The 12579-nt window shown below is 71.9% G+C and carries 10 protein-coding genes and 1 tRNA gene; 3 read left to right on the forward strand and 8 right to left on the reverse strand.

The genetic code is table 11. The features are described from left to right. The first annotated feature begins 789 nt into the window (after positions 1 to 789). Complete coding sequence (locus ACZ7BZ_RS30990) at positions 790 to 2040, forward strand: tyrosine-type recombinase/integrase (RefSeq protein WP_470361213.1); 1251 nt, start codon at positions 790 to 792, stop codon at positions 2038 to 2040. Positions 2041 to 2431: 391 nt separating this feature from the next. On the opposite strand, the gene ACZ7BZ_RS30995 is transcribed toward ACZ7BZ_RS30990, so the two are convergent. From ACZ7BZ_RS30995 to ACZ7BZ_RS31025, 7 genes are all read right to left on the reverse strand, one after another. After that, a tRNA-Pro gene (locus ACZ7BZ_RS30995) sits at positions 2432 to 2505 on the reverse strand. Between the two features lie 147 nt (positions 2506 to 2652). Continuing rightward, positions 2653 to 4008 carry an MFS transporter gene (locus ACZ7BZ_RS31000; RefSeq protein WP_470361214.1) on the reverse strand — a complete coding sequence of 452 codons (1356 nt, stop codon included), beginning with the start codon at positions 4006 to 4008 and terminating at the stop codon, positions 2653 to 2655. 157 nt (positions 4009 to 4165) lie between these two features. After that, positions 4166 to 4954 (reverse strand): DUF1684 domain-containing protein, encoded by a 789-nt coding sequence (locus tag ACZ7BZ_RS31005; RefSeq protein ID WP_470361215.1) that lies wholly within the window; start codon positions 4952 to 4954, stop codon positions 4166 to 4168. Between the two features lie 171 nt (positions 4955 to 5125). Continuing rightward, entirely contained in the window at positions 5126 to 5986 is an 861-nt protein-coding gene (locus ACZ7BZ_RS31010) for an acyl-CoA thioesterase (protein ID WP_380454886.1), read from the reverse strand. Positions 5987 to 6191: 205 nt separating this feature from the next. Continuing rightward, positions 6192 to 6851: an alpha-ketoglutarate-dependent dioxygenase AlkB family protein gene (locus ACZ7BZ_RS31015; protein WP_470361238.1), complete on the reverse strand. Its 660-nt coding sequence runs from the start codon at positions 6849 to 6851 to the stop codon at positions 6192 to 6194. Positions 6852 to 7038: 187 nt separating this feature from the next. Then, entirely contained in the window at positions 7039 to 7374 is a 336-nt protein-coding gene (locus ACZ7BZ_RS31020; RefSeq protein ID WP_470361216.1) for a transglycosylase family protein, read from the reverse strand. Positions 7375 to 7661: 287 nt separating this feature from the next. Beyond that, the gene (locus ACZ7BZ_RS31025; protein ID WP_470361217.1) at positions 7662 to 8462 is read right to left on the reverse strand and encodes a transglycosylase family protein; all 801 of its coding nucleotides are present in this window, start codon (positions 8460 to 8462) and stop codon (positions 7662 to 7664) included. A 596-nt stretch (positions 8463 to 9058) separates the two neighbouring features. Between ACZ7BZ_RS31025 and ACZ7BZ_RS31030 the strand changes: the two genes are divergently transcribed. Next, on the forward strand, positions 9059 to 9913 hold the full coding sequence (locus ACZ7BZ_RS31030) for a hypothetical protein (RefSeq protein ID WP_470361218.1): 855 nt from the start codon (positions 9059 to 9061) through the stop codon (positions 9911 to 9913). Positions 9914 to 10126: 213 nt separating this feature from the next. Beyond that, complete coding sequence (locus ACZ7BZ_RS31035; protein WP_470361219.1) at positions 10127 to 10849, forward strand: hypothetical protein; 723 nt, start codon at positions 10127 to 10129, stop codon at positions 10847 to 10849. A gap of 153 nt (positions 10850 to 11002) precedes the next feature. Here ACZ7BZ_RS31035 and der read toward each other — a convergent pair whose 3' ends face one another. Further along, positions 11003 to 12457, reverse strand: a complete 1455-nt coding sequence (gene der / locus ACZ7BZ_RS31040; protein WP_380454876.1) for a ribosome biogenesis GTPase Der — start codon at positions 12455 to 12457, stop codon at positions 11003 to 11005. Positions 12458 to 12579: the final 122 nt, after the last annotated feature.

Below are 12579 nucleotides of genomic sequence, written 5' to 3' on the forward strand. Positions count from 1 at the left end.
GGCGCGGCAGCCGAGGAGCGATGAGCGATTCCGCGGTCATCGAGCGAAGTCCTCCGCCGCCCCCGCTCCAGGCATAGCGATGGTGGGGCCAGCGTTCGATCGCCAGGAATTCTACAGCTTGTAGTAGGTCGTCGTCCACAGGCTGCCTGCCACCAGTCGGACCACCACCCCCAAGCGTCGACCCCGCACCGCGCCCCGGATCAACAATCCGATCGACGGCCTGCGGGCCAGCCAACTCCGCGAGCCGCACATGGATCGGTTCAGCGCAGTCAGACGCGACACAGCCACCCCTCCGCCCAGAGCCGAGACGGAGGCACCAATAGTTCAGATTTGCAGCATATGACCCTCTTTAGATTAGCCCGCCCCAAGATTCCCCGACATACCAGCTTTCGCTCGTGACGATGTGTAGTCGACCAGCCGAGCAGAAGAGCAACCAGCGGCAGCGTCACACCCACGCCGAACCCGTCGATCGCCTCTATCGAATTTTCGCCAAACTGTCAATATGGACGACTCGCCTGCCATTCGTCCAACCTCAAGATCTCAACCTCAGGCTGGTTACGCGCAGTAGCGAAATCCGGCGCTTGTCGCCACCTCTGCCGACGCCCAGGTACCTGAACGAGCCCAACCACTCCTCGGCGCACCCAGGTGCGGGCCCTCACCACAAGCCGCAGGTCAGGGGCCTGATTCGACGTTGGTGATCGCATGGTGGTCGCAGACAACCCTCCGGGCAGCTGTACCGCTAGCCTCCGCGAGCCGATCAAGAACCAAGGGCTGCTGGAGGAACAAGAAATGCGCAAGTCAGGACGGCCGGGCCGGGTCTACCGCCGCTGCGGATGCCGGGACGCGACCCGGCGCCAGCTCGGCGCAGCGTGCCCGCGCCTGGCCGAAGCAGAACACGGTACGTGGACGTTCGCCGTCGACGTGCCTTCCCTCAGCGGCCGTCGGCGCACCGTTCGTCGCGGCGGCTTCGAGGAGGCGTTCGCGGCCGAGACGGCACTGCGGCGCTTCCTCGAAGGCCGGCGGCTGGGGTTCGACGCCGACCCGCACGAGACGGTGGCCGCCTACCTCACCAAGTGGCTCAAGGGCATGGAGTTCCTGCTCAAGCCCACCACCTACGCCCGCTACCGCACCTACGTGCTCTGCGAGTTGATACCCGTCTTCGGCAAGCTGCGCCTGGAGGAGCTCGCCCACGACCACATCGCCGCCTACACACACGAGCAACTCGACGCCGGCCGCGGACGCCAGGCCGTCTACCACTGCCTCGCGACCCTCTCCAGCGCCCTGGGCTCGGCCGTGCGCACCCACCGCCTGCCTTTCAACGCCGCCCAGCCGCTGCCCATGCGCAGGCCCCGCCCCGATGAGCGCGTGCCCTGGACCGCGGAGCAGGCTGTCGCCTTTCTCTCCCACTGTCGGAATGTCGACCCCGCCTTCGCCGACGTCTTCGAAGTCATCATCGGCACCGGCCTGCGCAAGGGCGAGGCTCTCGGCCTCCAGCGCCCGTGCGTGCGGCTCGACGACCGCGTCATGTACATCCGCCACACCCTGTCCGCGGTCGACAACCACGAACTCGTCCTGACCGCACCGAAGACCAGGAAGAGCCGCAACTGGGTGCCCCTGTCGGAACGCGTCGCCGCCGCCCTCCAGCGCGCGATGGACCGCAGCACCGCCACCATCAACGGGCACGTCTTCCAGGGCCCCGACGGCAAGCCCCTCCACCCGGCCGCAGTCCGCCGACGCTTCCACGAACTGCGCGAACAGGCCGCACTGCCCCACGTCACCATCCACGACCTGCGCCACCTCGCCGCCACCCTCGCCCTGGAGGGCAACGTCTCCATGGCCGTCATCTCCAAGACCCTGCGGCACTCCACGCTGTCGACCACCGCGAACATCTACAGCCACCTGACCTGGGACGTCGCCAGGGCCGCCGTGAACACCATCGAGGCCAGGCTCCACCTCGTCGAAGCCCGCACCCGGCACGACCCGGACGCCCCCGCCCACGACGTCGGCCTGCCGAACCCACTGTTCAGCCACGCGGCCTGACGGCCCCACCGCTGAAGCCGGCTCGGCGCTCCCAGCCGCGCCGGCCACCAGGACCGACAAGCAACCGGGATTCCCGGCTCACAGCTGACACCCGATAAACGTGCGGACCGTCGAAGCAGATGACGCCGCAGGTTCTGTCGGCATGCCCATTTCCCGCGAATCCGGGCCCGTTTCCGCGCCGAAGAGGCAACTAGTCCGCGATCGACGGCACGCGGATTCCCGGATGAATGAACAAATGCCCCGTCACGGCCAGGTCGGAGGGGCTCAGCCTGCGGAAACACGCTCAGCAAGGCGATGTGAACGAGCGTTCACGACCACCTCGCGACCACCAAAGGAAAAGGCCGTTCCTATCAGTTCGATAAGAACGGCCTCCGACCTGCAGAAATGCCGGTCGGGACGACAGGATTTGAACCTGCGACCCCTTGACCCCCAGTCAAGTGCGCTACCAAGCTGCGCCACGTCCCGTGGTCTCGGTGCCTTGCGGTGGGGCCTGGGGGGCCTTGCCGGTTTGGCTTCTCGACCTTGTCTCCGGTGTCCCGGCGACGTGGAAAACAATACAGCACGTCGGGGGGTGCTCGCTGCCAGGTTTCGGGGGTGGGGTGGGTGGGTGGGTCAGGGGGTGGGGTGGCGGGCGTCGTAGGTGAGGAAGGCGGGGCGGCGGGCGGCGAGGAGGAGGACGCACGCGACGCAGGCGAGGCCGCCGGTGATGACGGAGGTGGCGGGGTTGCTGAGGGCGGCGACGGTGCCGGACTCGAAGTCGCCGAGGCGGGGGCCGCCGGCCACGACGACGATGAAGACGCCCTGGAGGCGGCCGCGCATCTGGTCGGGGGCGGCGACCTGCATCATCGTGCTGCGGAAGATCATGCTGACGGTGTCTGCGCAGCCGGCCACGGCGAGGAAGAGGAGGCCGAGCCAGAGGTTGTGGAGGGCGCCGAAGGCGGCGATGGCGAGGCCCCAGGCGGAGACGGCGGCGAGGATCGCGGCGCCCTGGCGGTGGACCCGGTTGACCCAGCCGGAGAAGAGCGCGCCGATCAGGGCGCCGACGGCCGGGGCGGAGACGAGGAGGCCGACGGTGCGGGCGTCGCCGGCGTAGAAGGTGGCGGCGATCGCCGGGAAGAGGGCACGCGGCATACCGAAGATCATCGCGGCCAGGTCGGCGAGGAAGCTGGTGCGCAGGTTGGGCTGCTCGCGCAGGAAGCGCAAGCCGTCGAGGACGGAGGCGCGGCCCTTGCGCGGGCCCTGTGGCCGCATGGCGGGCAGGCGCCACATGGCGTAGAGGGTTCCGGTGAAGGCGACGGTGTCGACGAGGTAGGCGGCCTGGGCGCCGAAGGCGCCGATCAGGACGCCACCGAGCATCGGGCCGACGGTCAGACCGAGGTTCATGCTGACGGTGCTCAGGGCGTTCGCCGCCGGAAGCTGGTGGACGGGGACCAGCCGGGGGACCATCGCGGAGCGGGCGGGCGAGCTGAGCGCGAAGAAGCTCGCCTGGACGGCGACGGCGGCGTAGAGGACGGCCACCAGGCCGAGCCCGGCGAAGGCCTGCACTGCGAGCAGGGCGGAGACACCGGCCAGGCCCGCCGAGCCGGTCAGGCCGAGCTTGCGCCGGTCGACGGTGTCGGCGATCGCGCCGCCGTACAGACCGAAGACGACCAACGGGACGAGCGAGAAGAGGCCCACCAGGCCGGTCGCGAAGGCGGAGCCGGTCAGGTCGTAGACCTGGACGGAGACGGCCACGGAGGTCATCTGCTGGCCTATGGAGGAGACTGCCTGGCCGGTCCAGACCCGCCGGTAGTCGGGGTGCTCGCGCAGCGGGCTGAGGTCGGCGAAGGCCCGCCGGTACCAGGGGGCGGGCGCCGGGGAGGAGGAAGCGGAGACAGCGGGAGCGGGGCCGGGCACGGCAGGAGCGGGGCCGGGGGCGGACACGGCGGGGGCGTCGGTCGGGGCATCAGGGGGTTGGTTGGTCGTCACAACGGTCCATGGTTGTCCCGCCCCCCGCCGCGCCCGACACCGGGGCCCCCGCCCGCACCACCGCACCGCACCACCGCACCGCACCGCCGCCCCGCACCGCACCGCCGACCCGCCCGACCCACCGCCCGCACGCCCACCCGACCGCCCACCCCCAGGCCTACCGGCTGAGCACCTGCTTCTCCCCCGCCTCCACCGCGAAGTCCAACCGGTTGCCCGGCGGCGGGAACGGGCAGATGAAGTGGTCCGCGAAGGCGCAGGGCGGCAGGTAGGCCCGGTTGAGGTCCAGGACGGTCCGGCCCTCCGCGTCGGGCGCCGGCAGGGTGATGAAGCGGAAGCGGTAGGTGTCGACGCCGCTGGTGGCGTCGGCGATGACGCCGGTGAGGTGCGGGCCGGAGCGGCCGACGGTCAGGGTGCGGTGCTCGCCGGCGACCGTGAACTCGATCCGCCCGGTGACGGCCAGCGGCCGGTCCTTGCCGTCGGCGTTCGGGACGACCACCGACTGCTCCCCCTCCTCGAAGGGGGTGTAGACGGCGGGCACGGCCCACTCCGGCGAGTAGGGGTAGGCCGAGATGCCGGCGAAGCCGGTCCGGCTGGGCGAGGACGGGTCGAAGACCCGGAGGGCGAGTTCGCCCTCCCGCTCGATCGGGACGAGCAGCAGATCGCCCAGCCTGGCGGTGTCGGCGGCCGGATCGGTGTCCGGGCGCAGCAGCACCTCGCCGTCGACCGGCCCGTCCGCGCCCTCGACGGTGATGCCGTCGGCCGCCGCGGCCCGGACCCGGACGCCCTCGGCGTCGGCCCACCAGTGCCCGGGCAGGCCCGGGACCTCGGTCGGCTCGGGAACCAGCCAGTGCGTGCCGGTGAGTGCGAGCTGGCCGTGCGGCGCGCTCACCGACGCCGCTCGCCCGTCGCTCCAGTGCTTCCAGTCCTCCGCGGCCGTCGCCGTCATCGGTCAACCCTCCCGGTTCGGTCCGCGGACGGCCCGTCGTTCGGGCCGCCCGTATCGGTCATCCTGCACAACACCGCGCGCCGGTACGGAGCATTCCCCGCACCCGGCACGCCGCCGCACCCGTGAGAAGACTGCAAGGGACGGCAATGCCGCGGCAGCAGAAGGTAGACGTCAGTCCCTCAGCCGCCGGAACAGCCCTTCCTGCACCACAGACACCACCAGCTGCCCGTGCCGGTCGTACAGCTGCCCGCGGGCCAGGCCGCGCGCGCCGTGGGCGATCGGGGACTCCTGCTGGTAGAGCAGCCAGTCGTCGGTCCGGAACGGCCGGTGGAACCACATCGCGTGGTCCAGCGAGGCCATGTCGAAGTGCCGGGTGCCCCAGAGCGGCTCCACCGGGGCGCGAACGGCGTCCAGCAGCGTCATGTCGCTGGCGTAGGTGAGGGCGCAGACGTGTATCAGCGGGTCGTCCGGCAGCGGGCCGTTGGTGCGCAGCCACACGCCGCTGCGCGCCTCGACGCCGACCAGGTCCTCCTTGTTCCAGCGCAGCCGCTCGACGTAGCGGATGTCGAAGGGCTGACGGCGGCTGATGAACGGGGGCAGCTCGCCGAGCCGGGAGCCGACCTCGTCCAGGGCGCTGGGCAGTTCCTCGGGCGCCGGGACGTCCGGCATCGGGTACTGGTGCTCGATGCTGCCCTCCTCCGGTCTGTGGAAGTCGGCGGTGAGCGAGAAGATCGACCGGCCGCCCTGGATGGCGAGCACCCGGCGGGTGCTGAAGGAACGGCCGTCACGGATCCGGTCGACCTGGTAGACGATCGGCACCCCGGGTACCCCGGGCCGCAGGAAGTACGCGTGCAGCGAGTGAACGGGGCGCGCGTCGTCGATCGTGCGCCCTGCCGCGACCAGCGCCTGCCCGGCGACTTGGCCGCCGAACGTGCGTTGCAGTGCCTCCTCGGGGCTGCGCCCGCGGAAGATGTTCAGTTCGATCTGCTCCAGGTCGAGCAGATCGACGAGGTCGTCGACGGGGGTACCCATGCGCGCGCTCCCTCTCGTGTGTCGATCGATGCCGATTCGAGTCCTCCAGCTCACTCGAATGCTCCGGCGACAATTCTCCGGCGCCCCAGGACATTCCCGCTCACCGACCCCGGGCGCCCGATTCACTCGAACGAGTAGACGAATGGCGAGTTACGAGTAGCGAGTAGCGAGTAACGAGCGAACGGATCAGGAGCGCAGAACGGGATCACCGGCCGCCACGCTCCAGCCCCGACTGCCGCACCGTGATGTTGAGCCGCCCGACCAGCCCCGACCCCGAGCCGTCCGCACCCGGATCCCCCGGCAGCGTCCGCACCACCCCGTGGTACGCGAACCGGGCCGGCCCGCCGAACACCAGCAGGTCCCCGCTGCGCAGCTCCAGGTCGGTCCACGGCCGGTTCCTGGTCTCGGTGTTCCCGAGCCGGAAGACGCAGGCGTCGCCCAGCGAGAGCGAGACGACCGGCGCGTCCACCCGCTCGTCCCGGTCCTGGTGCAGGCCCATCTTGGCGCCGTGCGGGTAGTGGTTGACGATCGCGATGTCCGGTTCGTACGAGGCCGCGCCCGCGACCTCCCCGACCCGCTCCCCGTACGCCTCCGCCACCGCCCGCCGGGCGAGCTCCCCGAGCAGGGGCGGGAACGGCTTGACGGGCGTGCCGTCCTCGGCGGTCCGCGCGTAGCCGTAGGGGTACCAGTGCCAGCCCAGACTCACCATCCGCACCGACATCACGCCGCCGGTGGGCATCCGCACGCTGTGCAGCCCGGCCGGCGGGCGGGCCCACTCCCGGCAGGCGTCGACCAGCCGCAGCTGCGCGGCCCGGTCCAGCCAGTCGGGCAGCAGGACGACCCCGGGAGCGGGCTCGGACCGCACCCGGGCGTCGGACCCTTCCCGGCCGTCGGCCGGCACCCGGCCCGCGGACCGCGCCCGACCGGCGGACCCACCGCGGCGCTCCCCGGGCAGGTCGTCGAACAGCTCGCCCTGGATCACCCCACCATCCTCCCGCACCGCCCCCACCACCGGTCCAGCCGTCGGCCCCTCGAGCGCCCGGAAGCCCCTGCTACCCCGCACCGGGCCCGATCATCCCCAGCTCCCGCGCGCAGGACGGCCACGCCTCCCACCCCTGCTGCCGCAGGATCTCCTCCCCGACCGTGGTCTGTTCCCGCCGGCCGGTGTGGTCGGGCCGGTCGGCGAAGCGCAGGCCGCCGGACTCCGCCCAGGTGGCCGGCCGGATCTGCAAACCGCCGTAGTAGCCGTTGCCCGTGTCGGCCCGCCAGTCGCCGCCGCTCTCGCAGTCGGCGAGCTCGTCCCAGATCATGTCCGCGACCCGCGCCGCCGCGCCGGCCCGTACACCGCCCGGGACCACGGCCATCACCACCGCCACGGCGGCAGCCACCCGAAGTAAGGCCCGGACTGTCCGTTCATCACACGAATGCGGCACGGCAGCCGACCCTAGGGACCCCGGACACCACCCCGCACCGACACGCCGGAAACGCCGACGGCCGCTCCCCCGCGTGGCGGAGGAACGGCCGTGACGACCGGGCGGCGACGACCCGACAAGCGGTCAACTCATCGAAGCCCAGCAAGACGCAGCAAACCTGGCAAAGCCCCGGCGAAGCTCAAGAACTCAGCAGCTCAGGAGCCCAGCAGCCCAGCAGCTCAGCAGCCCACGGACTCAGAGGCTCAGATGCTCAGGGTCTGACCCGGCAGGATCAGGTCGGGGTTGCCACCGATGACCTTGGCGTTGTTCTTGTACAGGTCGTGCCAGTCCAGGCCCTGCGCGGCGGCGATGGCGCTCAGGGTGTCACCGGACTTGACGGTGTAGTTGCCCTTGGCCGGCTTGGCGTCGTTGGAGCCGGTCCAGGACTTGGCGCCGTTCCAGGACTTGGCGGCGTCCTTCTTCGACGAGGCGTCGGACTTCGGCGCGGCGTCAGCCTTCGGCGCAGCGGTCTTCGGCGCGGCATCAGCCTTCGGGGCGGCGGCCTTGGGGGCGGCCGCGGCCTTCGGGGTGGCGGTCTTCGGCGCGGGGGTCTGCGCCGGCTTGGCGGCGGTGGAGCCGGCCGAGGTGTCGACGGCAGCCGGGGCGCCGCCCTTGGTCAGGCCCGCCTTGACGGAGCAGACCGGCCAGGCGCCCGGGCCCTGCGAGGCGAGGACCTTCTCGGCGACGGCGATCTGCTGCGCCTTGGTGGCCTGGTTGGCCTGCGCGGCGTAGGCGGTACCGCCATAGGCGGCCCAGGTGCTGGAGGTGAACTGCAGACCGCCGTAGAAACCGTTGCCGGTGCTGATGGCCCAGTTGCCGCCGCTCTCGCACTGGGCGACGGCGTCCCAGGTGGAGACGGGGGCGGCGGAGGCCGAGGTGGCCGTGACGAGGCCGGCCACCGGGAGGGCCGCGACAGCGGCGCCCGCCACGACGGCCATCCGAACGCGGTTGCGCTTGGTGGCGGCGGTGGTGGTGGCAGCGGCGTTCTCGTTACGGAAGGTCATGAGGTTCCTCTCGACAGCCCCGGGCGGGCATGCGGAACCAGACCCTGGGGAGGGCCGAGTTCGCTTGCCGCGTCCGTCGGACGGCCGTGCACGTGTCGGACGTGCCGCTGCCGCCCCGGCCACCCAGCCGCTCGCCGGCACGATCCGTTCGAGCGATCGCGTCGGCGGGCACCTGCCACGCCTGGCCGGAGCCGGGGGGCGGTGCGTCGGGGGTGAGCCCGGGTGGCGCTCGTTGCGCCGCCAAAGAAGCTACGAGCCGGTCGGTGGGGAAACCAAAACACCACCGGTCTGCCCAGGTCAGCGAAGGGTTACCGGCGGTAATAGCCGTGGATTCATGCCCGAATTGTCCGTTTTAGCCATCGATTCCTAGATCAAACATCGAGGCGGCGTGACCCACCTCACCGTTTCATTCCGGCAGTCCTGTCACCGACATCGACAGATTGCGACCACGAGAACACGCGGCGCGGTCGGATCCGGGGCAATTCCCGTCACCCTCGCCGGGCACCCGTGACGCCTGACACAAGGGCCCGTTGGGCATGGCGACCTCCCCGAGTCCGCCCCCATGACCCCATCCGCACCCATCCGAGGAGACACCTGTGCCGCGCATGCTCGACGTCAGCGACGAGGTCCGGTCCGAGATCGGCGACGACGAGGCCGACCGCCTGCTCGGCGGCGACCGCGCCCCCGACAGCTACGAATGCACCTCCTGCCGCACCCCCGGCGACACCCACGCGGAGGCCACCAGCACCGTGCTGTTCGTCGGCGACGAGACCGCCGTCCTGGCCTTCGCCCACGCCCGCTGCATCCCGTCCCAGGTGGTACCGGTGGCCGAGGAGCAACTGGTCGGCGCCGTCCGCAGCATCAACCAGTCCCAGCCCGCGGCCCCGGACCTCGCCGTCCCCGCCCCGAACTTCACCATCCCCGCACCCACCGCCCCCACCACCCCCGCCGGGCCCCCGGCCCAGCCGACCGCCCCCGGCCAGGCCGCCATCCTCGGCATCACCTGCGGCCTCGTGCTGCACGGCAAGGTCGGCCACGCCTCCCTCGTGGTCGAGCCCACCGGCCCGGTCGGTCGCCCCGGCAGCACCTCCGGCGAGGACGAGTTCCTCGACCTGCTCCAGGACGCGGGCTTCCAGCCGGTCGCCGACCTCGACGAGACCCCGGGCCAGCTGCCCGGCTGGTCGGTCCTGGTCGCCATGGGCAAGCTCCACGCGATCCTTCAGCCCGCCGCGGCCGGCGGCAGCACCGGCTGGTGGCAGGCGCACCAGCCGCTCCAGGTCACCGACGCCTGGCGGATGGCGGCCAGCCAGCTCTCCGAGGTGACCATGTACGCCGTCCCGGCCGGCATGGTCGGCCGCCAGCCCCGCGAGGACCTGCTGCGCCAGGCGCTGGAGCGGGCGGTGGCGCTGGGCCAGGTGGTCGCCGCCTCCCTCCCGCTGGCCGGCACCTGATCCTGCGCCCCGACGCTTCGGACGGGTGGCCGCAGCACCACCCGGCAGCGGCCACCCGTCCGAAGCCCGTCACCCGTCGGACGCCCGCCACCCGTCCGCCCTTGCCCCGTCCCCGCGCCGACCTCCCGTCCCCGCGCCGACCTCCCGTCCCCGCCCCGTCCCGTGCGCCGAACGCCCCCGCATCCCCGCCGCCTCTCACTCGTTGGCCCCTACGTGTACAGCTACGACGTCTCCGCATCCGCCGGACGGTCGGCCACCGCCCCCCGCTCGATCCCGGGCATGCGCCCGTCGTACGACGCGGAGCACCCGCACTCGACGACCCCGATCTACGACGAGCTGTACTCCGAGTACCGACGGCTGTTCCGCGCCCTGCCCGGCGACCGCTCGGGCGAGGAGGACCTGAGGTTCACCGGCTTCGCGATCCGCGACGGCTACCCGCTGCTCGGCGAGCAGCGCCCGTACCCACCCGCGCAACACCAGGTCTTCCACACCTACGCGGGCCAGCCGTCCGGCCTCCCCCAGTTCATGCCGACGCAGCCGCAGCACTCGCACGCCCAAGGTCACGCCCACAGCCACACCCACAGTCACGCCCAAAGCCACACCCAGAACCACGCCTCGAACCACACCCAGTCCCACCCGTACCCCCCACCCCACAGCCACGGCCACGCCCACTCGGAGCCCGTCGCGGCCGCTGCCACCGCCGCCACCAGCGACGGCCACGGCCAGGCCGTGCCCCCCTCCCCCCAGTTCACCAACGGCCAGGGCTGGGTCGCCGCCGGCTACCTCGGCGCGGTCCCGCACGCGGTACCCGCCCCGCCGGCCCCGTCCCCGGTGCTGGGCACGGTCACCGGCCTGGCCACCGCCCCGCCCCCCACCGGCGGCCGCCACCGCCAGATGCTCTCCCTCCCCCCGGGCCGCGTCGGCGACCACCACTGATCGCCGGCCACGCACCAGCACCAGCACCAGCGCCGCCACCCCACCCCGCCTCGCCCCCACGAGAAGCAGCGCAAACGGCCGAGGGCCCCGCCACCACCGGTGACGGAGCCCTCGAACCCGTACTGCCTACGACCAACTACCCACTACTACCTGCTACTTCTTCTTCCGCTTCTCCCGAACCCGCACCGAGATCGAGATCGGCGTCCCCACGAAGCCGAACTCCTCGCGCAGTCGGCGCTCGATGAAGCGTCGGTAGCCCGCCTCCAGGAAGCCCGAGGCGAACAGCACGAAGCGCGGCGGACGGACGCCCGCCTGGGTGCCGAACAGGACGCGCGGCTGCTTGCCGCCGCGGATCGGGTGCGGGTGGGCGGCGACCAGCTCACCGAGGAAGGCGTTCAGGCGCGCGGTCGGGATGCGGGTCTCCCAGCCCTCCAGCGCGGTCTCGATCGCCGGGACGAGCTTCTCCATGTGCCGGCCGGTCTTGGCCGAGACGTTGACGCGCGGGGCCCACTGCACCTGGACGAGGTCGCGCTCGATCTCGCGCTCCAGGTAGAAGCGGCGCTCCTCGTCGAGCTGGTCCCACTTGTTGTAGGCGACGACGACGGCGCGCCCGGCCTCGACGGCCATCGAGATGATCCGGGTGTCCTGCTCGGCGAGGGTCTCGCTGGCGTCGATCAGGACGACCGCGACCTCGGCCTTCTCCAGCGCGGCGGAGGTGCGCAGCGAGGCGTAGAAGTCGGCGCCGGCGGTCAGGTGGACCCGGCGGCGGATGCCTGCGGTGTCCACGAACTTCCAGGTCTTGCCGCCGAGTTCGATCATCTCGTCGACCGGGTCGCGGGTGGTGCCGGCCAGCTCGTTGACGACGACGCGCTCCTCGCCGGCGACCTTGTTCAGCAGGCTGGACTTGCCGACGTTGGGCCGACCGATCAGCGCGATCCGGCGCGGGCCGCCGGGGGCGGCGTCGCCGAAGGTCTGCGGCGGGGCCTCGGGCAGCGCGTCCATGACGGCGTCGAGAAGGTCGCCGGAACCGCGGCCGTGCAGGGCGGAGACCGGGTAGGGCTCGCCCAGGCCCAGCGACCACAGGTAGGCGGCCTCGGCCTCGGTGGAGGGGCCGTCGACCTTGTTGGCGCACAGGACGGTCGGCTTGCCCGCCCGACGGATGATCTTGATCAGGGCCTCGTCGGTGTCGGTGGCGCCGACCTTGGCGTCCACCACGAACAGCACCGCGTCGGCCTGCTCGATGCCCAACTCGGCCTGGGCGGCGACCATGGCGTCGATGCCGAGGACGTCGATCTCCCAGCCGCCGGTGTCGACCACCTTGAAGCGGCGGCCGTTCCAGCTGGCCTCGTAGGTGACCCGGTCGCGGGTGACGCCCGGCTTGTCCTCGACGACGGCCTCACGGCGGCCGATGATGCGGTTCACCAGGGTCGACTTGCCGACGTTCGGGCGGCCGACGACGGCCAGCACCGGCAGCCGGACGTGCTCGACGCCGTCCACGCCGTCGAAGCCGTCGAGGTCGAAGCCCTCTTCGGCCGCGAGGGCCATGTACTCGGCGTAGTCGGCGGCGTCCAGGTCACCGGGCCCGGTGGCGGAGTGCTCTACGGTCATGTTCGTCTGTTCCGTTTCCCGGCCCGGCCCTTCCCAGGGGCGTGCCGTGCGTACCTGCCCCGCTGGGGCAGCGCGATGGTTTCTTCCCGCGGCGCCTTGACGGCCCACGGTTCGTTCGATAA

The sequence above is a fragment of the Kitasatospora sp. NPDC036934 genome, assembly GCF_055608425.1.